Origin of the sequence: Acinetobacter sp. LMB-5, from assembly GCF_001541635.1 — a bacterium.
In the GTDB taxonomy this organism is placed as follows: Bacteria; Pseudomonadota; Gammaproteobacteria; order Pseudomonadales; family Moraxellaceae; genus Acinetobacter; species Acinetobacter pittii.
The window spans coordinates 507,152-531,790 of sequence record NZ_LRDR01000001.1; the positions used below are offsets into that span (position 1 = coordinate 507,152).

Annotated in this window: 24 protein-coding genes; 14 read left to right on the forward strand and 10 right to left on the reverse strand. The window is 38.0% G+C overall.

The window, feature by feature from the left end; all coding sequences use genetic code 11:
• Positions 1 to 4: 4 nt before the first annotated feature.
• The 6 genes from ybgC (at position 5) to pal (ending at position 4,953) form a co-directional block, all read left to right on the forward strand.
• Positions 5 to 412, forward strand: a complete 408-nt coding sequence (ybgC, locus tag AW165_RS02300) for a tol-pal system-associated acyl-CoA thioesterase (RefSeq protein ID WP_004699892.1) — start codon at positions 5 to 7, stop codon at positions 410 to 412.
• Positions 413 to 436: 24 nt separating this feature from the next.
• Positions 437 to 1,135 carry a protein TolQ gene (tolQ, locus tag AW165_RS02305; protein ID WP_016140259.1) on the forward strand — a complete coding sequence of 233 codons (699 nt, stop codon included), beginning with the start codon at positions 437 to 439 and terminating at the stop codon, positions 1,133 to 1,135.
• Positions 1,135 to 1,587, forward strand: a complete 453-nt coding sequence (gene tolR / locus AW165_RS02310; RefSeq protein WP_005067772.1) for a protein TolR — start codon at positions 1,135 to 1,137, stop codon at positions 1,585 to 1,587. Before tolQ ends, tolR begins: the two co-directional genes overlap by 1 nt.
• A 3-nt stretch (positions 1,588 to 1,590) precedes the next feature.
• Positions 1,591 to 2,991, forward strand: a complete 1,401-nt coding sequence (gene tolA / locus AW165_RS02315) for a cell envelope integrity protein TolA (protein ID WP_060464859.1) — start codon at positions 1,591 to 1,593, stop codon at positions 2,989 to 2,991.
• 93 nt (positions 2,992 to 3,084) lie between these two features.
• Positions 3,085 to 4,365 (forward strand): Tol-Pal system beta propeller repeat protein TolB, encoded by a 1,281-nt coding sequence (gene tolB / locus AW165_RS02320; RefSeq protein WP_005067768.1) that lies wholly within the window; start codon positions 3,085 to 3,087, stop codon positions 4,363 to 4,365.
• A gap of 27 nt (positions 4,366 to 4,392) precedes the next feature.
• Positions 4,393 to 4,953, forward strand: a complete 561-nt coding sequence (gene pal, locus AW165_RS02325) for a peptidoglycan-associated lipoprotein Pal (protein WP_002118513.1) — start codon at positions 4,393 to 4,395, stop codon at positions 4,951 to 4,953.
• A gap of 50 nt (positions 4,954 to 5,003) precedes the next feature.
• On the opposite strand, the gene AW165_RS02330 is transcribed toward pal, so the two are convergent.
• Entirely contained in the window at positions 5,004 to 5,189 is a 186-nt protein-coding gene (locus AW165_RS02330; RefSeq protein ID WP_005067763.1) for an NF038105 family protein, read from the reverse strand.
• A 219-nt stretch (positions 5,190 to 5,408) separates the two neighbouring features.
• Between AW165_RS02330 and AW165_RS02335 the strand changes: the two genes are divergently transcribed.
• The 5 genes from AW165_RS02335 (at position 5,409) to AW165_RS02355 (ending at position 8,679) form a co-directional block, all read left to right on the forward strand.
• Positions 5,409 to 6,380, forward strand: a complete 972-nt coding sequence (locus AW165_RS02335) for a class 1 fructose-bisphosphatase (protein ID WP_017399238.1) — start codon at positions 5,409 to 5,411, stop codon at positions 6,378 to 6,380.
• A gap of 59 nt (positions 6,381 to 6,439) precedes the next feature.
• Positions 6,440 to 7,216 (forward strand): TrmH family RNA methyltransferase, encoded by a 777-nt coding sequence (locus AW165_RS02340; protein WP_002118372.1) that lies wholly within the window; start codon positions 6,440 to 6,442, stop codon positions 7,214 to 7,216.
• Positions 7,217 to 7,375: 159 nt separating this feature from the next.
• Positions 7,376 to 7,990 carry an RNA polymerase sigma factor gene (locus AW165_RS02345; protein WP_060464860.1) on the forward strand — a complete coding sequence of 205 codons (615 nt, stop codon included), beginning with the start codon at positions 7,376 to 7,378 and terminating at the stop codon, positions 7,988 to 7,990.
• Positions 7,980 to 8,300, forward strand: coding sequence for a hypothetical protein (locus tag AW165_RS02350; RefSeq protein ID WP_002118556.1), 321 nt, complete (start codon positions 7,980 to 7,982; stop codon positions 8,298 to 8,300). The genes AW165_RS02345 and AW165_RS02350 overlap by 11 nt, the downstream gene beginning before the upstream one ends.
• The gene (locus AW165_RS02355; protein ID WP_002118619.1) at positions 8,290 to 8,679 is read left to right on the forward strand and encodes a DUF3106 domain-containing protein; all 390 of its coding nucleotides are present in this window, start codon (positions 8,290 to 8,292) and stop codon (positions 8,677 to 8,679) included. The genes AW165_RS02350 and AW165_RS02355 overlap by 11 nt, the downstream gene beginning before the upstream one ends.
• A 102-nt stretch (positions 8,680 to 8,781) precedes the next feature.
• On the opposite strand, the gene AW165_RS02360 is transcribed toward AW165_RS02355, so the two are convergent.
• From AW165_RS02360 to cxpE, 4 genes are all read right to left on the reverse strand, one after another.
• Entirely contained in the window at positions 8,782 to 11,223 is a 2,442-nt protein-coding gene (locus tag AW165_RS02360; protein ID WP_060464861.1) for a CSLREA domain-containing protein, read from the reverse strand.
• 15 nt (positions 11,224 to 11,238) lie between these two features.
• Positions 11,239 to 13,092: a rhombotarget A gene (gene rbtA, locus AW165_RS02365; protein ID WP_060464862.1), complete on the reverse strand. Its 1,854-nt coding sequence runs from the start codon at positions 13,090 to 13,092 to the stop codon at positions 11,239 to 11,241.
• A 338-nt stretch (positions 13,093 to 13,430) separates the two neighbouring features.
• Entirely contained in the window at positions 13,431 to 14,129 is a 699-nt protein-coding gene (gene hda / locus AW165_RS02370; RefSeq protein WP_060464863.1) for a DnaA regulatory inactivator Hda, read from the reverse strand.
• A 20-nt stretch (positions 14,130 to 14,149) separates the two neighbouring features.
• Complete coding sequence (gene cxpE, locus AW165_RS02375) at positions 14,150 to 15,343, reverse strand: chloramphenicol efflux transporter CxpE (RefSeq protein ID WP_002118385.1); 1,194 nt, start codon at positions 15,341 to 15,343, stop codon at positions 14,150 to 14,152.
• Between the two features lie 135 nt (positions 15,344 to 15,478).
• Between cxpE and purM the strand changes: the two genes are divergently transcribed.
• Complete coding sequence (purM, locus tag AW165_RS02380) at positions 15,479 to 16,549, forward strand: phosphoribosylformylglycinamidine cyclo-ligase (RefSeq protein ID WP_060464864.1); 1,071 nt, start codon at positions 15,479 to 15,481, stop codon at positions 16,547 to 16,549.
• Entirely contained in the window at positions 16,546 to 17,175 is a 630-nt protein-coding gene (gene purN / locus AW165_RS02385; RefSeq protein WP_005073082.1) for a phosphoribosylglycinamide formyltransferase, read from the forward strand. Before purM ends, purN begins: the two co-directional genes overlap by 4 nt.
• A gap of 75 nt (positions 17,176 to 17,250) precedes the next feature.
• On the opposite strand, the gene AW165_RS02390 is transcribed toward purN, so the two are convergent.
• Both AW165_RS02390 and sppA read right to left on the reverse strand, forming a co-directional pair.
• Entirely contained in the window at positions 17,251 to 18,051 is an 801-nt protein-coding gene (locus AW165_RS02390; RefSeq protein WP_017385815.1) for an alpha/beta fold hydrolase, read from the reverse strand.
• A gap of 23 nt (positions 18,052 to 18,074) precedes the next feature.
• Positions 18,075 to 19,091 carry a signal peptide peptidase SppA gene (sppA, locus tag AW165_RS02395; RefSeq protein ID WP_005067744.1) on the reverse strand — a complete coding sequence of 339 codons (1,017 nt, stop codon included), beginning with the start codon at positions 19,089 to 19,091 and terminating at the stop codon, positions 18,075 to 18,077.
• 133 nt (positions 19,092 to 19,224) lie between these two features.
• Between sppA and AW165_RS02400 the strand changes: the two genes are divergently transcribed.
• Complete coding sequence (locus AW165_RS02400) at positions 19,225 to 20,208, forward strand: lysophospholipid acyltransferase family protein (protein ID WP_002118440.1); 984 nt, start codon at positions 19,225 to 19,227, stop codon at positions 20,206 to 20,208.
• Here AW165_RS02400 and AW165_RS02405 read toward each other — a convergent pair.
• The 3 genes from AW165_RS02405 to AW165_RS02415 all read right to left on the reverse strand — a co-directional run bounded on the left by AW165_RS02405 (position 20,161) and on the right by AW165_RS02415 (position 24,591).
• Complete coding sequence (locus tag AW165_RS02405) at positions 20,161 to 22,593, reverse strand: DNA internalization-related competence protein ComEC/Rec2 (RefSeq protein ID WP_060464865.1); 2,433 nt, start codon at positions 22,591 to 22,593, stop codon at positions 20,161 to 20,163. The two genes, AW165_RS02400 and AW165_RS02405, sit on opposite strands and share 48 nt — an antisense overlap.
• Positions 22,594 to 22,676: 83 nt before the next feature.
• A complete protein-coding gene (gene lolD / locus AW165_RS02410; RefSeq protein ID WP_032004412.1) occupies positions 22,677 to 23,363 on the reverse strand; it encodes a lipoprotein-releasing ABC transporter ATP-binding protein LolD in 687 nt (228 codons plus the stop codon).
• Complete coding sequence (locus AW165_RS02415; RefSeq protein WP_004790618.1) at positions 23,356 to 24,591, reverse strand: lipoprotein-releasing ABC transporter permease subunit; 1,236 nt, start codon at positions 24,589 to 24,591, stop codon at positions 23,356 to 23,358. Before AW165_RS02415 ends, lolD begins: the two co-directional genes overlap by 8 nt.
• Positions 24,592 to 24,639: the final 48 nt, after the last annotated feature.

A 24,639-nucleotide genomic window follows, 5' to 3' on the forward strand; every position in this document is an offset into this window, starting at 1 on the left:
TCTCATGGCGAATCATTTTGAATTCAACATTCGTGTTTATATTGAAGATACGGACGCAGGTGGTATTGTTTACCATGCCAACCATATTCGCTATATGGAACGTACCCGTACTGAATGGCTCCGTGCTTCTGGCGTTGATCATTACTGGCATCAAAAAGACTACAACTTTGTCGTACACAAAATTGACGTAAAATACATGCGTCCTATTTTAATGGATGATTTAATTACTGTTACAGCACGTGTAGTTTCATGTAAAGCTGCGTCATTTGTGTTGCAACAAAATATTTATCGTGGTGAAATCTTGCTTGCTTCTGGCGAGGTTGAGTTGGCATGTTTAAGTAAAGAACTTGTAGCTCGTCGTCTTCCAGAAGAAATACGTGATCTTATTCGTAAAGAATTGGAACAAGACTAAAAAAACAACCGGCATATGTAACCTATGGCAACAAACATTGAATCAACCCTGCATATTTCTGACCTTATTTTACAAGCAAGTCCAGTCGTTCAGTTGGTCATGCTAATTTTATTGTTAGCATCAATCTTTAGTTGGTATCTGATTGCCAAGTTACATATGAGTTATAAAAAAGCACATCAAGACGATGAACATTTCCAAAAAATGTTCTGGTCTGGTGCTGAACTCAATACACTTTATAACAATGCCCAACTCAACTCAAAGCGCTCTGGGCTTGAAGATATTTTTTATCAAGGGTTGAGCGAATTTTTTAAACTCAAAAAGCGTCAGGCTCCTGTTTCACAAACAATTGAAGGCACTGAACGTATTTTGCGTGTAGGTTTGAGTCGTGATCAGAGCCATTTAGAATACGGCTTAGGTACTTTAGCAAGTATCGGTTCTGTAGCACCGTACATCGGTCTATTCGGTACTGTTTGGGGTATTATGAATGCCTTTATCGGTTTAGCTGCGGTCGATCAGGTAACTCTAGCAACTGTTGCACCGGGTATTGCCGAAGCACTTATTGCAACTGCAATTGGTTTATTTGCCGCAATTCCTGCTGTATTAGCTTTTAACCACTTCACTGCTAAAAGTGAAAGTGTTTATTCTGATCGCGCTTTATTTGCTGAAGAGATGATTGCTTTATTGCAACGTCAATCTGTGGGTTCATCACAGGAAGATGCATAATGGCAATTCAGCGTTCAGGGCGCTTTGAGCGCATAAAAAAACCATTAAAAAGTGATATGAACGTCGTACCTTATATTGACGTTATGCTCGTGCTTTTGGTTATTTTTATGGTAACCGCCCCTATGATTACCAGTGGTATCAAGGTCGATTTACCTCAAGCAAATAACCATCCAATCGAATCAAAAGATATGCCAGCCATGGTAACAATTGGCAAAGATGGCAATATTTATCTCCAGTATGAAGATTACAAAGATAATGAACCATTATCTCGTGAAAAGCTTGAAGAAGTTTTAAGCGATGCTCAAAAACAAGCTGAACAAGAAAACAAACAACTCACAGTTTTAGTCAATGGTGATAAGTCTCGTCCTTATGGAGAAGTCGTATCATTGATGGCGAGTTTACAAGAAGCAGGTTTAACTCAAGTTGGCCTTCTGACAGAGCCTTTAAAATAAGCTATGAACAAAAATCAAAAGCCACCCTTTAAACAAAATGCGATTGCATTGAGCTTTACACTCGGAGTTCATGCAATTGCCATTGTTGGCTTGCTTTTTTTAGGCTTGAGTAAACCACCTGAACAGCCAAAAAAGCTAACAACTATTTTAGTTAAGCCAGAAGATTTGCCTCCTCCTTTAGCAAAAGAAGTTGAACAAGAGACTACAGCTACCAATGAAGCAAAAGAGGTATTAGCCCCTATTGTGGATGAAACGCTTCCTCAAAATCTTCCGACTACGCCTCCTCCTCCAACAGCTCAACAACTTGCTGCCCAACAGCAAAAAGCCGAACAGGCACAACAAGCTAAGTTAGCTGAGCAAAAACGTAAAGCTGAAGAAGCTGCAAAAATGAAACAAGCAGCGGAACAGCAACGTAAAGAGGAAATACAAAAACAGCAGGCTGAAGCTAAAACAAAATCAGAAGCCGAACAAAAGCGTAAGGCCGAACAAACGGCAAAAGCTCAAGCAGATGCCAAAGCTAAGCAAGAGCAAAGTGAAGCTCGTAAAGCTGCTGAAGACGCTAAACGTAAAGCTGAGGCTGATGCAAAATTAAAACGTGAAGCTCAAAAGGCCGAGAATGCTAAGCTTCAGGCACAACAAGAAGCTAAGCGAAAAGCTGAAGCAGATGCTAAAGCTAAACAGCAAAAAGCTAATGACGATGCTAAACGTAAAGCTGAAGCTGATGCAAAAGCCAAGCAGCAAAAAGCTGCCGATGACGCTAAACGCAAAGCTGAAGCTGCTGCTAAAGCTAAGCAGCAAAAGTCTGCTGATGATGCTAAACGTAAAGCGGAAGCCGATGCGAAAGCTAAACAGCAAAAAGCTGATGATGCTAAACGCAAAGCTGAAGCAGATGCAAAAGCTAAACAACAAAAAGCTACTGACGATGCTAAACGTAAAGCAGAGGCCGATGCGAAAGCCAAACAGCAAAAGGCTGCTGACGATGCTAAACGTAAAGCTGAAGCTGATGCTAAAGCCAAGCAAAAAGCTGCTGACGATGCTAAGCGTAAAGCTGAAGCAGAGGCCGAAGCCAAAGCTGCATCTGCTCAAAAAGCACAAGAAGAAGCAGCTCAAAAGAAAGCTGAAGCTAAAAAAGTTGCTTCTTCAGCTAGACGCGATTTTGAACAAAAAATTCGACGCTCTTGGGACGTTCCAACTGGCAGTAGTGGTAAAACAGTTGGTGTTCGCTTCACTCTCTCCGATTCGGGAAGCGTTAACTCTATTGTGATCACGCGTTCAAGTGGTGATGATGCCTTAGACGCAAGTATTAAAGCTGCAATTCAAGCCGCAGCGCCCTATCCTATGCCATCAGATCCAGATGCAAGACGTGAAGCAAGAAGTGTTAGCTCTACATTTAGAGCGCAATAATTTTGAAAGAGTTACATGCTTTAAATAGTTTAAGGCATGTAACTATGCTACAAAATCAACAGTCACAAAAATACCTGCTATGACTTTAAACTTATGAATACGAGCCGCAAACACCTGCTATCTTTAGCACTGATCACAGCCTTAAGCCCTATTGCTTCTACCACTGCTTTTGCCCAGTTATATCTGGAAATTGCTAAAGCTCCAGATCAGGCACCCAAAATTGCTATTGTCCCGTTTACCAACGATAATGGGCTCTATCCTATTGTTGAAACAGACTTAAACCGTTCTGGGCGCTTTACAAGCTCATCTAAAAACTTACCTGCCAATGCTGCAATCAATCAGATTCAAGCTTCTGACTGGCAAACTGCTGGTATTCCATATGTAGTTACTGGACAAATTAAACAAACAGCGACAGGTTTTGAAGTTCACTACCAACTTTATGATGTACAAAAGCAACAATACATTTTAAATGAACTTTTAAATGTACCAGCTGCACGCATACGCCAGGCTGGCCATATGGTAAGTGATGCTATTTATCAAGCGCTTACTGGTATTCCAGGTGACTTTAGTGGCCGTATTGCATATGTACTAAGAAACCCTGCAACACCTGCCGAGCGTTATACACTACAAATTGCAGATACGGATGGTGAACAACCAAAGACCGTTTTATCATCTCGTGATCCAATTCTTTCTCCGGCATGGACACCAGATGCCAAAAAAATTGCTTATGTTTCTTTTGAAACTAAACGTCCAGCAATTTATTTACAGGATTTATCAACTGGAACACGTGAAGTTCTTACCAGTTTCCGAGGTCTAAACGGCGCACCAAGTTTCTCACCAGATGGCCAATCAATGCTGTTTACAGCATCTATGAATGGCAACCCTGAAATCTATCAAATGGATTTATCAACTCGCCAAGTCAAACGCATGACAAATGACTCGGCAATTGATACCGAAGCACGTTATACACCAGATGGAAAATCCTTTATTTTCACTTCTGACCGTGGTGGCTCTGCCCAAATTTATCGTTATACCTTTGCTGATGGTTCAGTAAAGCGTTTAACATTTAAAGGGTCATTTAATGCACGTGGAACTCTGAGTGCAGATGGCAAAAAGATTGCACTTGTTCATCGCCCAAGTGGCAGCAGTTATAAAGTTGCAATTCAAGACATTAATACTGGCATCACCAATATTCTTACCCCAACTAGTTTAGATGAATCACCAAGTTTCTCACCAAATGGGCAAATGGTGGTCTACGCAACTCGTGAAGGCAACCGTGGCTTGTTGTCTATTATGTCTACTGATGGACGTTTCCGTATGAATTTACCAAGCGAACAAGGTGAAGTACGTGAACCAGCCTGGGCACCAAAATAACTTTTAATTCCATTGACGGAGATGATCATGAAATCAATCAAGTATTTAGCTCTACCCTTTCTTAGCGTAGCACTCGTAATGACAGGCTGTGCTAGCCGTAAACCTGCAGCGACTACCACGACTGGTACAAATCCAAGCACGGTAAACACTTCTGGTTTAAGTGAAGATGCTGCATTAAATGCTCAAAATTTGGCAGGTGCTTCATCTAAAGGTGTAACTGAAGCAAATAAAGCGGCTTTGGCTAAACGCGTTGTTCACTTTGATTATGACAGCAGCGATTTATCTACTGAAGACTACCAAACACTTCAAGCTCATGCTCAGTTCCTTATCGCAAATGCAAATTCAAAAGTTGCATTAACAGGCCATACAGATGAACGTGGTACACGTGAATACAACATGGCTTTAGGTGAGCGTCGTGCTAAAGCTGTACAAAGCTATTTAATTACCAATGGTGTAAACCCGCAGCAACTTGAAGCTGTAAGTTATGGTAAAGAAGCTCCTGTTAATGCGGGACATGATGAATCAGCGTGGAAAGAAAATCGCCGCGTTGAGATTAATTACGAAGCAGTCCCTCCTTTATTAAAATAAGGGATATGCATAAAAAAACGCTCATAATAATATGAGCGTTTTTTTATTACTTAAGAAGATTTCTTGTCTTCTTCAGGATGTTGCATGGACTCAATCAAATCATGCTTATTAAAATCTTTATATTCAGGTTTTGCCTCATAATCTTTCCAAGCTTCCTGAACATTTTCTTTCGAAATTTCATCTAGATTGATTGGTTCACCTGCCGTGGGGGTCGCATCAAACTTCTTTGTTGTCATTTCGATTCTCCTAAAAATATACAATCCTTTGTAATGCAATCAACATACCATTTTAATTGGGGCTGTAATGCAATCAACATACCATTTTAATTGGGGCTTGTAAGCATAAATCCAACACAAATAAAGTAAGATAATTTTTATTTTGTGACATTCTCATCTAGAATATGCCACGTATTTATCTGACTCATTTTGATGCTTGAAGCACAGGAGCGTTTTTTTATGTCCAACCTCACTTTGTCCCAATTTTTACAACAACAAAAAGGGAATCTAACACCTGAGTTGGCTCAAGTCATCGATACTATTGCCACGACCTGTAAAACAATCGACCAAGCATTACAAAAAGGTGCTCTGGCTGGTATTTTAGGTAGTGCTGGCAATGAAAATGTTCAGGGTGAAACACAGAAAAAACTTGATGTGATTTCGAATGACTATTTAATTGATGCTTTAAAAGTACACCCGCACGTAGGCGGTCTCGCTTCTGAAGAGCTTGATGAGTTCACACCTGCACAAGAAAATGGTAAATACCTCGTTTTATTTGATCCATTAGATGGCTCAAGCAATATCGATATCAATATGTGTGTAGGTACGATTTTCTCTATTTTGCCTGCAAAAAATGCAGTAACACAAGCAAACGATTTCATGCAAGCTGGCACACAGCAAGTTGCTGCTGGTTATGTACTTTATGGCCCATCAACTATGATGGCTTTAACTGTAGGAAATGGCGTAGCATTCTTTACTTTAGATCCAGAAACTCAAACCTTCTTGCTTACTAATGAGAATGTACAGGTTGCAGCAGATACTCAAGAATTCGCTATTAATGCATCTAACCAGCGTCATTGGGAACAACCAGTAAAACAATATATTGATGAATTACTCGCAGGCAAGACATCTGTTCGTGAAAAAGATTTCAATATGCGCTGGGTAGCATGTATGGTGGGTGATATTCACCGTATTTTATGTCGTAGTGGTATTTTCCTTTACCCATATGACTTGAAAGATCCGAAAAAAGCAGGTCGTTTACGTTTAATGTATGAAGCGAATCCAATGAGTATGCTCATTGAACAAGCAGGCGGTGCATCAACTACTGGCCGTGTACGCATTCTAGAGATTGAACCTACAGAACTTCACCAACGTGTACCTGTAATCATTGGTTCTAAAAATGAAGTTGAACGCGTAACAAGCTACCACTAATAATTTTAATTACTTAGGGCATCATAGTATGATGGTGCCCTTTTGTTGGATATTTTCTTATGGCGGTTATTTTTTTAGAATCAAAAGACAATGCAAAAATTAAACATTTGCGTGGATTAATCGAACTCAGTAACGCCCGAAAAAAGCACCAACAAACCGTTCTTGAAGGCACACATCTTTGTTTAGCTTGGTTACAACAGCAAAAGAAGATTTTTTCTTTATTTACGACAGAACAAGCATTAGAACATGAAGATTTAAAGAAAATAACAGAGCTACATCAAGGCCATATCTTTGTTATTAGTGAAGTTTTATATAGAGATTTAAGCACATTAGGTACAAGCTTACCTTGCTTAGCGATTATTGATTTACCTAAAACTGCATCAACTATCGACTACAATGTAGACACCTTAATTCTAGAAAATATTCAAGATCCGGGTAATGTAGGTACTTTGCTACGTTCAGCAGCAGCAGCAAATATTAAACAAATCATTTGCACACAAGGCTCTGCATCACTTTGGTCACCGCGAGTTTTAAGAGCAGGTATGGGCGCTCATTTTAGCTTACATTGTTTTGAAAACTTCCAGCTGACAGATATCCTTCCAAAATTTCAAATCCCGGTTTTTGTTACTAGCTCTCATCGCTCAACTAGTCTTTACTCAAAAGACCTTTCTAAACCGTGTGTGTGGATTTTAGGAAATGAAGGACAAGGTGCTAGTGATTATGCATTAGATCACGCACAATCAGTAACTATTCCCCAACCAGGCGGACAAGAGTCATTAAACGTGGCAATTGCAGGATCTATTTGTTTTTTTGAGATGGTTCGCCAACGCCAATAAAACGTTAATTTATTTTACATCGCACATATTTGTGAAAAAAATCAATTACACTAGTAAAAAATAACCGATTGTTGTCAACCTCCCACCTCTTTTCAACGTTATATAAGAGATATATTGAAGATAAGGTGGGTATGTCCAATGACAGGATTTTCCATCTCCATGGATTTAGCACCGAAAAAGTCTCGATCGGAAACATCTAGTGCTCATGCCAGCACGGCTGAGCAACGCCTGAAAGTTTTTATGCAAGATGTTACTGGTCGTGCTTTGGTGATGATGGAGAGTGCTACCCAAGGTCAACAAGGTATTGCAATGGATTTGGTGCAAGAGGCATTTATTGCTTTACACAAATCTTATGCCGATAAAAGTACTGAAGAATGGTATCCCCTGTTTTACACTATTTTGAATAACAAACTTCAGGATTGGCGCCGCAAAGAAGCTCGTAGAGCAAACCCATTTTCATTCTTCAAAAAAGTTAGTCTAGATAATGACGACGACGAAATTATCGATGTAGTTGATGAAAAAGCCATTAATCCTGCAGATTTTCTCGATCAAGCGGTAACGATAGAGGAAATTCGGGAAGCAATTGAAAAACTACCTGTTCGTCAACAACAGGCATTTATGTTACGTGCGTGGGAAGGGTTTGACACCCATACAACAGCTCAGATCATGAACTGTACCGAAGGTAGTGTGAAAACCCATTATCACCGAGCAATTCAGGGACTTAGAGAATACTTGGCACATTTAAATCCCTTGGGAGGTTCTGATGAATCATGATGATTTCACTAAAAAGGTGACATCCAAACTTGATAGTTTGGCAGATCACCATAAAAATAAAACAGTGGTCATGAATCATGTGCTTGACCATATTCAACAAAAACCAGCCTCTTATTATAGTGTCTGGAAAATGACTGGTTTCGCACTTGCCGCAGCAATTACAGGTTTTGTGATTCTGCCTAACTCAGTCGAGATTGTGGATAAGCCACAAAATCAAGTGATCGTAAACCCTAAATTATCTCCACAAATGGTGGAAGATTTAGAGATGTTAATGGTGTTGGGTGAGGATAAAGTACAACATGGCAGCTAAAAAATTAGCGCTTATCCTGTGTTCATTAAGTTTCTTGCAGACAAGTTTTGCAGGTTTTGAACGCTTTTGGATTTTTTCTAAAGATGCCAATGCACAAGTCGATGACACATGGGATGCTCTTTCTGAAGAAGAGCAACGTGCAGTCATTAAACGTTACCAGAGTTTAAAAGAGCTACCAGCGAATCAAAGCACCAACTTACAGCAACGTATGGACTGGTTTACTCAACTTCCTGAAGCTGAAAAACAAAAAATGCGTGAAGCATGGCAAAAAATGAGTACGCAAGAGCGAAAAGACTTACGTGAGCGGATGCTTAAAGCGAATGGTGAAGAAAGAACAGCAATTCGTGAAGAATACATGAACAAGTATTTAGAACACTAAGTTCTTATTTAGCTATCAAAGATAAGGCATCTAATCACTTAATTATTTTGATTTTATTTCTTATAAAAAGCCTCCAATTGGAGGCTTTTTTATTCTTTAAGTTTATTTACGGTAGCGTCTATAAACTGCTAAACTCAGTAAAGATGCTAAAGACAAAATTCCGAAGCTACCACCACCTCCGCTACGTGTATCATCTATAGTAGTAGCAGTACTTACCAAATTAATAGTACCCTCATTTGATTTTTCACCATCAGCATCATATACGTAGTAAGTTAATCTATCGTTAAAAGTATTAAAAACATTTTTTGCTTGGATATAAACGTTACCACCATAGCATGTATTCTTACTATCATTTCCAGGGCATGGACCTTCACGATCTGCTTTCACTACTGTGAAAATACCATCTTCTGATACTTTGCTTGGTAAATAAATAGGTAAGTCTGCAAATTGAGGTTTAGTAGGCTTTGTAATAAGTGTATTAGTAGGCCCATCTCCATCATCATTCGCATATTTAAGTAAATTTAAAGGAATTATTTCATTCGCCAAATACTTAAATGTTATTGTGCCGTTCCCTGAAACAGGGGCTATATTAATGAGTGATGCTTTAATTATACCTGTTGCAGTAATACTTCTATTTGCTTTTAGAGTGAGTGTATATTGACAAAACTCGAAATCATCTCCGGAAGGAGCATCATCTGTACGATATAAAAGAATTTGCTGAAGAGATGAATTCCACTCACATTTTAAGCTTTTAATATTATCTTCTTTCGCTGTCTCAGGTGTTTGGCCCTTACCGATAACTTTAACATCAATATCATAATCATCAGGTTTAAACGGAACAAATACATGATTACTATTTTCATAAGGGATGATATTAATCTCTCTAGGATTACCATTTTTAAACGTAGAATAATAGTTTTTAAGATTTATATAAATTCCTCTGTACTTTAAATTAGCTTTAGTCTGATTAACTAAGTTTTCAAAATTTGCTAAATTCATCTTTAAAGCAGGTTCTTGAAGTGAAAAAGCAGGGTTAGCTAAATTTGCTTTTGTTTGGTCCACACCAGATTGATAAGTATTTAATAAATCAGTAAGTGAACTATTAATATAACCCGTGTCAACTGCTGTAGTTTTTACTGCTAATCTAGCTTGCTCAACAGAACCAATATCACATTTATTATCAGAATTAAGAACCGTTTGTTCACCAGTACTTGTACTAGTAAGTCTTTCTAATCCTCTTTGATCTAATGAAAGACAGCCTCCTTCATTTTTTAAATCTACGTCAACTAAATCATCAGATTGCTGATTATTTTTTGGATAATAAATGGGTAAGAAATCTGTAGTTTCATCACTAGGTTCTTTGGACGGCTCTAATAACTGGCTTAATATTTTTGAGGACACATCTATATTAGTATGACCAGCTGGTAAAGTTTCAGTTGGCATGTCACATTTTTCATTACTACCACTTAACTTTAACGCATTAAATTTTAATAAAATTCTAGCATCTTTTTGATCAGTAGCAGAACCTAATAAATAGCGACATGCAAAAGAACCTGAATTAAAAGCCAGTACATTAAAACTTAAATCTTTTTTTCCTAACTTGTCATATAAAAAAATGGTATGAGCAGAGTTCTCCACAATTGTATTATTTATTAATGACAGGCTACTTGTCGAACTGAGGTTTGTTGTTTGATTTTGAGTTGGAACTGCATCGCCAGAAAATTTAAGAACGGTACCATTAGTAGGGCTAGCAATATTTTGAGTAACTGTGTTATTACCAAATTTGATTGTTGGTGTACCACAAAACTCAAAGGTACTTAAAGAAGCAGTAGATCCATTTTTAATGATAGTATTTGAGTCAAATGAAATAGTACGTATTGCATATGAACCATTAAACATACAGCTCATTGCAACCACACTTCCTCTACTAGCGTTTGTTCCATTACCTTGAATCAATGAGTGAAATATTGATAAGCCAGCAACTCCCCCCCCTAAATAAATTGCACCGCCCTGAGCTGCTTGTGAGTTTAAAATCTGTGTATTTTGTAAAGTTACATCTGCACCAGCGTAAATTGCTCCTCCCACATCAGAAGCTTTACCATTCTCTAAAATAATATTATTTAATGCCAAAGGCTGTTTACTAACAGCTGTATTAAAAATACGAGATTTTCCTCCAGCATTTATACGAGTTTGTATAGCTGTGGGTGCTGGATAACTACCACTTAATAAACCTTTCTTGCTCCAATCAACCGGCTCAGGCCCTTGAATAGTCAGATTATTTTTAGGTACCAACTCTTCATCTAAATTATAAGTCCCCTTTTCAAGCTGAATCACATATTTCGTATTAATTGCAGGTAAGATACAACCATGATATGAAGTACTTCTTTCAGCGGCAATAATAGCTTCTTTTAATGAACACAAATTATTATCTAGGTCTTCATCTACAAATGTATTAACTTTAATAATTGTATCGTTTTCTGCTGCCATTAAAGGAATCGCAGCAATAATAGTAATTATGCCTAATGCTTTTTGATATTTTTTCATAGTCGTCATCCTTGATTATGACTTGAAACGGCGTAATGCAATTAATCCTAATAAACCCAACAAAATCCCACCTCCCACACTACCTCCACCACCTGCACTGACAGATTTATCTTCAATACCTGATAAAGGAGCTTGGGAAATTGTCGTTGGAATAGAGATATATTGAAAATCTACGCCTTCATTAAAACGAGTTACACTCGTCACAACCTGAATACTAAAAATATCTGACCCATGCCAATTTCCATTGGGCGTGTAAATCACATTACCATTCTGATCCAGAGTTAAAGTACCTTTTGAAACTGGGGTATCTTTATTTTGCACAATTTTCAAGCACCCGGGTTGCCACTCTTTTCCATCTGGACGCTCACCAAACAAACGCTTACACGTAGCTGGAGTCACTAAATCGGCTTCACTGAGAGAACCCAAAATACTGAATTTTGCAACTTGACCATATCTAATATCCTGACCAACAGGTGCAATTTCACTATCTAAGATGTATTCAATTGCACCTAGATCACACAGCTCATCATAACCAGTACGTCTTTTTCCTCTTTGATCTAATCTTTCACAACTTGCTAAACCAATTGAGGAAGCATCACTGTATAAGCGGCCTTTATTAATAATCAGGGAATCTGCTAAAGTGGTGTAGCTCTCAAGCAATCGAGGCTTAAAAAAACCTAAGAAACTATCTTTAGGCGTGCTAAACGGACAAAACAATCCGTCTTTTGATGTCACATCACATACTCCCTCATCAGTATTACCTGCTATTAATCTTTCATTACTAGGGTAAAGAATATTAGGAAGTTTTGATGAGGCATTTCGATTACATTCTGCTGTCACCAAATTACTTTGTATAATTGTTTTATCAGTTGCACTAGCTTGACAATTGACTACATTACCAACTAAAACACTATTTGAAATAGAAGCATTACCTTGCGGAGCATCAAGAAATAGGCCTTTGTCATTTTTTATCATGGTGATGTTATTAACAAACATTCCATCGTAAATATTGGCAATAAAACCGACTTTATTGTGAAAAAACGTACTATTACTTAATCCAATAGCTCGACGACTTAAATATTGCCCAGTACTTTCGTCATTAAATTTATTTGCACTGAAGAAAAGTGATCCGCTTGCTAAACTAACTTCATTATCACGTATTACTGATTGAGTAATAAAATACAAAGGCTGTTCACTATAAATCACCCCGCCCTGATTTGCTTTATTATTTTGAATAAGGCTATTTATAATACGAACTGATCCAGCAGTTTGATCTGTTTGAGTCAATAATCCCTGATTATAAATAGCTCCGCCTTCATTAGCATATCCATCAGTTAATCGAGAGTTTTGAATAATTAAGCTTTCGTGATTTAGAATTAAACCGCCGATAGTAACATTTGATTTCGCCCCAGCACCCTGTAAGTTAAGATCATTGAAATAAACGGAAAATGATGGCTTTTCTGTACTGCCATCATCTATGTGAAATAGCCTGTCGGTGCTTGCTATTTTAATAGTAGCATTATGAGAGCCTGGTTGATCAGTGTCTTCAAAAGGGGAATCATTTTCAGTTATTGAGATAGTAAGAGGCGCTGCAATCGTTATACTTGTATTTAATAAATATTCTTTATCACGCTGCAAAATAATATTTGAAGAAGCGTCTTTATTACCACAACCATTGTAACCATTTGCATATTTTTCAACATCAGCAGCATTGGAAGAGGCTCGATAATTTAGAAATTTTACAGCCTCGCGTAATGAACAGGCAGTGTTATCGACGTCTTCATCAGTTGTAGTTGTGACTTGAATATCGGCAGAATAAGCGTGTCCAGCAGCAGCCAATAAAGCAAAAGCAATGCTCCGTTTGAGCATACCCATCTCCTTACATCTTTTTTCATTTTTCTTTGTCAATATTGCAAAATTTCCGCTTTTGCAATCGCATCCTTTGTGCGTACTTTGTCACAGGAAGTAGAATTTCTCAAGACATTTTGGTCGGTCTGTAGAGTCATTTTTGAGCTAGGTTACAAAAAGCCTCGTAGATCTAAAAAAGTTTTTTAAATACAAAAAAGTGGCGTATTAAAAAATTAAAAGAAAATTTAATAGATATAAATATAACTATTCTGAAAGGAGAAAAACTTATGTAGGGAAAGCCATTTTTTAAATTGTATGAGTTTAATTTAAGCAAAACAGCAAACTTAAGTTAAAGAAACTTAATGTTGATACTCATCAATCAAAGCGTAAATTTGTCTTAAAGTCGCATTAGAAAGTTTTGTTTTTTCACCTTTGAGCAGTTTTTCTAACTGAGCAACAGTTTGCAGTAAAAGAGACGCTTGATGAGGACCATGTAATAATAAGTAGTCAACAATTTGTTGATCAAAGTGGATACCCCTTCTAGCCATTACAGATGTCACTAAGGCATAGCGATCTGCATATAAACTTCCACTTGGTACTTTTACACTAACAGCTTGTGTAAGTCGTGATTGTAAGTCTGGTAATTCCAGCTTTAATTCAATCGGTGCTACACGCGAAGAAAATACCAGTTGTCCTTCATGATTATTCATTAAATGAAAAACAGCTTTCTGCCAATGAGGCACACCACTAATCGATTCAATATCATCCAAAGCAACAAGATCATAATGTTCTAAAGAGGTAATTGCCTCAATAGGTGCATCAAGCAGTTCAAGCAAAGATACTTTGATAGCAGACTTACCTATTTCTAAATAAGAATCACAAATTGCGGAAAGCAAATGGCTCTTGCCCGTTCCTGCTCCACCGTAGATATAGAATCTACTCACCAGACCAGCATGTAGTTGCCGCACGGCATCGACTACATGCCCCCAACCCGGTCCCGAAAAATCACTGATTCGGGCATCAAGTTGAGGTTCTATATCCAGTTGGAGTTGACGCATATATTGAATTAACCTTGAAATTATTTCTGGTTAGGAGATTTTAGTTCATCTGTATCTTGCTGTGTTTTAACTTCAAGATCAAGCTTAGTGCTTTCGGTTTGTACATGAATTTGCTCAATATCGCCATGTTGGATCACTAATGTAGATGGTGGAGCATAAAGTGAGCTTCTTTCGTAATTCTCTCTTAAATGTTTCAACAACACTACAATAACCGCAGCAACAGGCAATGCAATTAACATTCCCAAGAAGCCTGCAAGTTGTGCACCTGCCAATACTGCAAAAACAACTGCTACAGGAGATAAGCCAATTTTATCACCCAGTAAGAATGGCTGTAGGATATAGCCTTCTACCGCTTGACCAATCATGAAGACAATACCAACCAGTAATAGATGCATCCAATCCAAGCCAAACTGGAACAGGCTAGCAATAACAGCGGCAATAATACCTACAGCAAAACCTAAATAAGGAATAATACTAGCAAGCCCAGCCACCATACCAATAATCAGGCCAACTTCCAAACCGATGAGTTGTAAACCAACTGCATATACTACGCCAAGCAATAGCATGACAAGAAACTGACCTTTAACAAATGCTCCTAAAACGCTATGGCATTCACCAACGATCTGTAAAGTAGTCGCTTCATATGGACGCGGAATGAGACGACGTAAGTTTTGCAACATACGCTCCCAATCAAGCAAGAAATAGAAAGCAATAATTGGAATTAAAACAACTGTTCCACCAATCTGAATAAAATTCAAACCAGATTGAGCCAGTTTTAATAACACTGCCTGAATGCTGTCTGCGCTATAGTTTGTTTGGACATATTCCATGACAGCTTTAGACAACTGCTCTGTGTCAATTTCCATTTGCTGGACATTAAATGTCGAAGACACCCAAGGTAAAAAGGTAGCGTTAATCCAGTGAATACCTGCTGGAATACTATCTCGGGCATAAACTAATTGTTTCCAAATCAGTGGAACTAAATACCAGAGTGCAATAGTTAAGGTTACACCTATTCCAACAAATACCACGCTAATTGCTAACCAGCGAGGCAATTTCATTTTTACCAGCACATCAACAAGTGGACTGAATAAATAAGCCAGGAAAAAAGCACCGATAAAAGGAATGACTACAGGCTTGAGTAAGTACAACACCCATACCAGCAATACAATACCTGCGAGTAAAAAAATACGGCGCAGTATACGATCTTGCATAAAATCTAGCCTTTTTTGATTTAATCGTTATAAATGAAAAAATATTTTTATTAAAGATAGCATTTTCGAGCATAAATAACATAAGAGTTTCGTATATTCAGGTTATAATCTGCCGCCAATGCGGAGACTTCATTTATGAGCAACTCAACTTCTACCCCAAATACCGGTTTAAGCTACAAAGATGCGGGTGTCGACATTGAAGCGGGCGACGCACTGGTCGATCGTATCAAGTCAGTCGCTAAACGTACAAGTCGTCCTGAAGTAATGGGCGGGCTTGGTGGCTTTGGTGCACTATGCAAAATTCCCAAAGGTTATGAAGAGCCTGTTTTAGTTTCTGGAACCGATGGTGTAGGAACTAAATTACGTTTGGCCCTTAATCTCAATCGTCATGACACAATCGGCCAAGACCTTGTGGCTATGTGTGTAAATGACCTTTTAGTTTGTGGCGCAGAACCATTATTCTTCCTTGATTATTACGCGACTGGTCACTTAAATGTTGACGTTGCTGCAAACGTTGTTACTGGTATTGGTAAAGGTTGTGAGCTTGCAGGTTGCGCACTTGTAGGTGGTGAAACCGCGGAAATGCCAGGCATGTACGAAGGTGAAGATTACGATCTTGCTGGTTTTGCCGTTGGTGTTGTTGAGCAAAGCAAAATTATTGATGGCTCTAAAGTAAAGTCTGGTGACGTACTTATCGGTGTTGCATCAAGTGGTGCTCACTCGAATGGTTACTCATTACTACGTAAAATTTTAGACGTTAAAAACGTTGATTTAACTCAAACGATTGATGGTCGTCCTCTTGCTGATGTAGCAATGGAACCAACTCGTATTTATGTAAAACCAGTTCTTGAACTCTGCAAACAAGTTGATGTTCATGCTATGGCGCACATTACTGGTGGTGGTTTACCAGGTAACTTACCTCGTGTATTGCCAAATGGTGCACAAGCAGTTATTGATGAATCTTCTTGGGAATGGCCTGAATTGTTCCAACTTCTACAACGCGAAGGTAATGTAGAACGCTTTGAAATGTACCGTACTTTTAACTGTGGTGTAGGTATGGTTATTGCTGTTGATGCAAATGATGCTGAAAAAACAATTGAAGTACTTAATGCTAAAGGCGAAAAAGCTTGGAAAATCGGACATATCCAAGAAAATGCTGAGTCAGTGGAAGGTGCAGACGAAAAAATTCGTGTGATCTTTGCATGATAAAAATTGCTGTTCTAGTCTCTGGGAATGGCAGTAATTTACAGGCCTTGATAGATGCAAATCTATCAGGGCAAATTGTAGGTGTACTGTCTAATAAAGCAGATGCTTATGCCCTAGAGCGTGCTCAAAAAGCCAATATTGCTACCGCTGTTATCTCCCATAAAGACTTTCCAACGCGCGAAGTTTTTGATGAGGCAATGCATCAGCAACTCTTAGCTTGGGAAGTAGATGTAGTTATTTTAGCTGGCTTCATGCGTATCTTAACACCAACCTTTGTCAACAAATGGCAAGGGAAAATGCTGAATATACATCCCTCGCTTCTTCCAGCTTACAAAGGTGTGAATACTCATCAACGTGTTTTAAACACAGGTGATCGTTTGCATGGTTGTACCGTACACTTTGTAACTGCTGAACTGGATTCTGGTCAATCTATTGCCCAATCAGCTATATCAGTTAAAGAACATGATACTGTCGCTTCATTAGCAGATCGAGTCCATACACTTGAGCACTTTATTTATCCACAAGTTGCCGAGTGGCTGTGTAACGGTCAACTTACATGGAAAGATGGGCAAGCCTATTTCCGTAATCAAGTTCTAAAAGACCCTATTCGTTTTGCAAGTTGGTAAAGTATTTTACTAACAAACAAAAATAAAAAAGGACATGCTGGCATGTCCTTTTTTATAAGTTTTAAATTAATTTAATTAATGATGAATCAATTTCTTTATAGAATTTACTGTATCAATAGGATGCTCTAGAGGGAACATATGTCCCCCTTCAACCACAGTAAATGGGATTCCCATTTTTCGCTTTGCCATTTGAGGAAAGCCTCTTTTTAAGAAATCACTTCCTTTACCCACAACTAAATGCACAGGCATCTTAGGTTTTGGCATAGGCAGCCACCACCAAGAAGGATTTTTACGGAAAATTGCAACTTCATCTTCACGAGAAATCGTTAAAGTTACTCCACCGCGAATCGAATCTTCTTTCAAAGCATAATCAATATAAGCCTGAAAACAATCTTCATCAAAATCTTTATAAAATCCTTTAGGACGAAGTAACTCAGCAGCCTGCTCTCTCGATTCCCAATGTTCACGACGACGTGCAGATAAGCCCGCCGGTGTCATCGCATCAACCAATTTAGGGCGAAATAACTTTGCCATATGAAAAGCAAACGAATATCGCCCTAAAATAAGAGGCGGATCTAACATAATGACTTGAGAAAACAGTTCAGGACGTCGAAAAGATGCCATCAATGTTAAAACCGAACCAAGAGAATGGCCTAATCCGATGACTTTACGTCCTTTCGCCTGACGCACAATACTATCAATAACTTGATCAACCAAAGCAGGCCAATGGTTAGTCACAGGATAACGTTTGTCAGGACCAATGAGTGGAACATAAATTACGTCATACTCATCTTTTAATTGATCAAACAATTTTTGATACACCATAGATGGCACACCATTAGCATGCGCAAAGTGTATAACCGGTTTTACTGACATACCGTTATCCTAAAAATACAGATTTATTGTAATTTTGCGCTTTGACTAGTCTGCACCTCTTGAGCAATAGATTCACTTACTCCTTGCCCGATTTGTGCCCCCATACGACCCAAAATGGATTGTAGTGGGTTACGCTCAATTGTGTAGTCAACTTTATTATCAAGGTTTAGTTCACGCATCAAGCTCGTAATATTACCTGAACGGTCAGCAACACCTAATTGAATTGCTTGTTCACCCGTCCAGAATAAGCCAGAAAAAATAGCTGGATCATTCGATTTCAAACGCTTACCACGGCCTTCTTTCACTGCGGTAATAAAGTGAGTATGAACATTATCAAGAACAGATTGAATATGTTGCTTTTGAGCAGGATCAATCGGTTTTGTCATACTTAAAATGTCTTTATTCGTTCCGGCAGTTAAAGTGCGGTCTTCAATACCGAGCTTCTGAGCTAAACCAGTAATGCCATAGTTAGGCATGATCACACCAATTGAGCCCACTAAACTTGATGGGTTGACAATAATCTCATCAGCAGCAGAAGCGATATAGTACGCACCCGATGCCCCCATATCACCAATAACGGCATAAACTTTCTTATCTGGGTGCTGTTTTTTCAAATAACGAATTTCCTGCCAGATTTCATCAGACTGAACTGGAGAACCGCCAGGTGAGTTAATGTTAAGTGCAACAGCCTTACTATTTGAGGCTTCAAAAGCACGTTTAAGCGCTTTATTCGTATCTTCACTATTTACCGCTTGATTACTCGAAGCATCAATCGTTCCAATAATATCCACCACTGCCAAATGAGCACTACTGCTACTTACGGCAGAGCCTTCTTTGCTGGTTGAACAGCCTTTACCCATGAGTACAATAATGAATAATAGATAAATAAAAGTTAATGTTTTAAAGAAGATACCCCAACGACGACTACGGCGTTGCTCTTCTACTGAAGCAAGTACAGCCTTCTCAAGAATTTGCCATTCCGGTCCATTTTGTTTAGGGATTATAGGTTCATTTTGTGGTTTTGGTGGCCAATCGGACATAAAATTCCAATCCAAATCAATCTAAAATGATGTCATTATATACGTTGATTTGATAAAAACTGTCTAAATTATATGATTTCATTTATAATATTTTTATCTTTTTTTACTTGTTGCCTCCTTTTTACCGCGATAGATGACCAAACTAGATGTAAAAAGCATGAACTATTACTTACTCAAAACTTTTAGCCGTCAACCCATTCAATTTGGACGTTTTATTGCCCGTATGTTGGCAGGGTTAGTCAATACTTTAAAAATTACTAGAACATCAAAAAGTATAGAACTTAACTTACAAATTGCACTTCCCCACTTAACACCACAGCAACGAATAGATATTACACAACAAGCTATTCGTAACGAGTTAACCTCATACTTCGAGTTCTTAAGTATTTGGGGCTCGTCAAATAGTAAGAACATTTCAAGAATTCACCATATCGAGGGTGAACATTACTTTCATGAAGCACTGGCAGCAAAAAAAGGTGTGGTTTTGATTGTTCCACATTTTGGTACATGGGAAATCATGAATGCTTGGTGTGCCCAGTTCACTTCCATGACTATTTTATACAAGCCTGTAAAAAATGAAGATGCAGACCGTTTTGTTCGCGAAGCACGTAGTCGTGAACAAGCCAACTTGGTACCTACCGATGAGACGGGTGTTCGACAAATTTTTAAAGCACTCAAACAAGGCGAAACCACTGTAATTTTACCCGACCATACACCTAATGTTGGTGGGGATATGATCAATTATTTTGGTGTACCACTTGCCTCAAGTAATTTAAGCGCCAAGCTCATCCAAAAAACAAAAGCCAAAGCATTATTTCTTTATGCGATTCGTAATGAACACGACGGTTTTACGATGCATATTGAACCTATGGATGAGAAGATTTACGAAGGTAGTGCCGATGATGGAACCTTTGTTATTCATCAAGCCATTGAACAACTGATCCAACATTATCCAGAACACTATCACTGGAGTTATAAACGTTTTAAAGCAAATCCAGCTTTAGATAATATTTACAATATTGATCCAAATGAAGCACTTCAAATTGTAGATAGACTTAAAGCAGAAGCTTCACAAATTCCTGTGAAGCCAAGTACGCTCGAAACGTCGAGTGTATAAAACCATCTCTTGATTGCGAGATACAAAGCTTAATGTTCCTTGTTCAACTGTGCTTTTAAACGGAAGATTAAGTGCTTGTACTCTCGCTAAAACCTCTTTGCTTGGATGACCATAACGATTATTAAAGCCAGCAGAAGCAACAACAAGCTTTGGTTTTAGAGTCGCTAAAAAGTCATAAGCCGAACTATGTTTACTTCCATGATGACCTAATACCAAAACATCTACCTTTAAATCAGGATATTCTTTCATGAGTTGATATTCTGCTTCCCACCCTGCATCACCCATAATTAAATAATTTTGATAACCATTTATCTGTTTTAAGTGAATATAAACCACACAAGAATATTGGTTTTGATTTGAAGAAACTAAGTTTAAATCTTTTTCTTTAGGCCAAAGAATTTCAATATTTAATTGTGGATATTGCCATTTTTGCCCTTGATGACAATAAGTAAAGGGTTCTGTAATTTGCTCTTTCCATAATTCATTTGATATGACTTGTTTAATAGGAAAAGTCTGAGCAATAGAAGGAAATGCTCCGCTATGATCTTGATCAAGATGAGATAGTACGACGTGATCCAGTTGTTTAATTCCCTTTTGGCGTAAATATGGAATCACCACATTTTGACCAATACTAAAAGCTTTCTCATCATAAGACCCACCCGTATCGATGAGCCATGTCTGCTGCGGGTGCTGTAAGAATATAGATTGCCCCTGTCCTACATCTATAATATTTAATTGAATTTGCTGGGACGACTCATCTGGAATGATCAAGGGTAGACAGCATATTAGTCCCCAAGATTTTGGTAAAACTCCACGCGGTAAAAATAAGATAATAATAACGAAGCTAAGGCAAACCAAAGCAAGCGGTGTCAGGCTAAAGCCTTGTAATGGTAGAGATAACTTCTCTAAAAGATTAAAACATGACAGTACTATACTAATCAGGACGTCATTAATTTGAAAAAGTAAATTTCCGAATGATTTAAAAATAAGCCATACACAAGCTGCAAAAATATTTAAAGGAACAATTACTCCTCCAAGTAAAGGAACAGCAATAATATTTGTAAAAGGAGCAACCCATGAAATTTGTTGAAAGAAAATCAACATTAAGGGACATAAGGCAATAAATATTTTGCCTTGAGATTCAATTAAAATTTTACTGAAAAGAATGATTCTAAATAACAGACTAGTTGAAACAAGATTTGGGGCCTGCTCTATAGTTTGATAAATCCGTAATAAAATAAAGCAAGAACCATAAGACAGCCAAAAGCCTGCTGATAAAACACTGAAGGGATCGAAAAGTAAAAGTAGACTTGCACTATAAACCAAGAGTGAAAATGGCTTAACAGGCACTTTAATCAATAACAAAGAAGCAAATAAAAATACTGAGAGTAAAGTTCTTAAGGCGGGAATTTCAAAACCAACAAATGCCGTATAAATTAAAACACCGAAACATAATGGAATCATGGCCCATATTTGTTTAGGTTGACGCAAATAAAGCTGCGGATAATAACGTCTTATTAATTGATGTAATACCCAAGACAACATGATGGCAAAAATGAGTACATGAGGCCCTGAAATGGCTAACAAATGAGAGATTCCTAATTCCTTAAATTGATTTTTAATCTCATCATTTAAGAGACTTTCGTCCCCTGTTAATAAAGCTAATAACAGACCTTTATTTTGCAAAGGAGATTGTTTTAACATTAATCTAAATGTTAGGCGCAACTTTTCTACATTTAACTTTTGTCTGTTAAAGAATTTTTGTTGCTCTTTTAAATGATGTTGATAACCCAACTGATAAATTTCATCAGAGCTTAAAGGCTCAATATGCTGAACACTAAAACCAGACATTATATTTCGTTGAATGAACCACTGTTCTTGGTCAAAAACACCAGCCACTGCGTAACTATGAGCAGGTTTGGTTTTGCCAGAAATTCGATAATAATGACCTAATTTTAATTTTGGCTCATCTATGGCTGAGTTTACTTTTTGATTTTTTAAATACAATAGCCAATTGACGGGATGTAAGGACTGCCCTAATACCTGAACGGGTTGCTGTGTCTTATCTTCTTTTTCTTCACTTATACGGTCGACATACACAATAATATCTAAAGATTTAGGCTGCATTTGTCGCAGTTCTAATCTTTCATTTAAGGCATACTGAGCATATTGATGTCCTATAGTAAAAAAACTAATAGCGCAGACTAAACAGTAAATGGTTTTTAATATGGGGCGATTTAAGAATAAATTTCTCTTAAAAATATAAAAAATAAAGCCGATAACAAGCAAGACTTTACCTAACCACCCATATTGCATTATTAAAGGGATATCTATCCCCATAAATGCAATACCCCCAATCCACCCCATTAAAATAAGTTTTAACATTCAAGGTCATATCATTATCTTTTTAGGGGCAAAATTAAAGCCCAACTCAGTGGGCTTTAACAATGTGATTTAATGACAATTTTTTAAGTGCCACTCACCCAGAGTCCATCTTGCATATGCAAAATAGAATCAGCAGCCTGAGCTAAATGCTCGTCATGGGTCACAATTAACATTGCCATGTTGAGTTCTTTCTTAAGATCGGTCAGTAATTCAAAAATACCTAGAGCTGTTTTACGGTCTAAATTACCTGTAGGTTCATCAGCCAGAACAACCGCAGGTTTAGTGACTAAAGCACGCGCTAAAGCCACACGTTGGCGCTCACCACCCGAAAGCTCCCCTGGCTTATGATCCATACGATGAGACAACCCAACTCGATCAAGTAAATATTCAGCTTGCGCTTTTACCGATTTAAATTGGCTATCTGCACGAAGCATTAAAGGCATCGCGACATTTTCAAGCGCAGAAAACTCAGGTAATAAATGGTGAAATTGATAAACAAAACCGAGATATTGGTTGCGCTGAAAACCACGTTCAGCTTCACCTAAATTATCAAAGCGCTGACCATTTAAAAATACTTGCCCTTGAGTTGGCTGCTCCAAACCACCTAGCACATGAAGCAGAGTACTTTTACCTGAACCACTCGCACCGACAATCGAAACAAACTGCCCTGCTTCAACTTGTAAAGAAAGACCTTTAATGACTTCAACTTTAGATTTACCGTCATCAAAATGTTTATATATTTCTTTCGCTTCTAAAACAATTTTACTCATAGCGCAGAGCCTCGGCAGGTTGAACTTTAGCAGCACGAAGCGCTGGATAAATAGTCGCCAAGAAGCTTAAAAGTAAAGAAACAATCACGATAATCGTTACATCTTGCCATCTTAAATAAGAAGGAAGGTAATGTACAAAGTAAGCATCAAATAGATTTAAGCCCAACACATTGTTAAACCATGAAATGATATCACTAATGGTTAAAGCTAAAATTACACCTAAAACCGTACCTGCAACTGTACCAATCACCCCAATCACGGTACCTTGAACCATAAATATTTTAGTGATCATCGATGGCGAAGCGCCTAATGTACGCAAAATTGCGATATCAGATTTTTTATCAGTCACCACCATGACCAATGATGAAACAATATTAAATGCTGCAACCACAATAATAAGGACAAGCAATAAACCGACTAGAGTTTTTTCCATTTGAATGGCATTAAATAAATTACCATGCGTATAGGTCCAGTTCGTCGCGTAGAAATTGCTTGGTAAACTTTTTACTAAGTCGTCAGCAACTTGCGGCGCTGCAAAAATATCATCTAGTTTTAAACGGACACCTTGGGCACCATCTGGTAAGCGTAATAAGGTTGAAGCATCGTATAGGGCGATATAACCCACCATAGAGTCGACTTCAGCGCCTACACTAAAAATACCAACCACTTTAAAACGCTTGAAACGAGGTACAACACCTGCTGGAGATGGCGTTGCTTCTGGTAAAACCAATGTCACACTATCATTTAGACGTAAGCCCAATGAATCAGCCATATCTTTACCAAGTACAATACCAAATTCACCTTTTTTAAGTGAATCTAAGCTCCCGGCAACAATATGATTTTGAATAATAGAGACATTCTTTTCATATTTTGGGTCAATACCCGTCACCATAATACCAGCGACTTGCCCTTGCGCAGTTAACATACCTTGCAATTGCGTAAAAGGTGCAACCCCTGTTACATGTGGATGATGTTCAACTCGCTTCACGAGTTCAGGCCAATCCGTGAGGATTTGTGTAGATGAAACTGTTGCTTGCGGCACCATTCCTAACACACGGTTTTTCAATTCGCGATCGAAACCGTTCATGACAGAAAGTACTGTAATCAGCACAGCGACACCTAGTGTCAAACCGACCATCGAAACCAATGCAATAAAAGAAATAAAATGATTACTGCGTCTTGCGCGAGTATATCTCAACCCTATATACAGTGAGATTGGTTTAAACATACCTTCTAAATCCAAGGTCATTGATGGAAAATATAAGATGTTGATGTC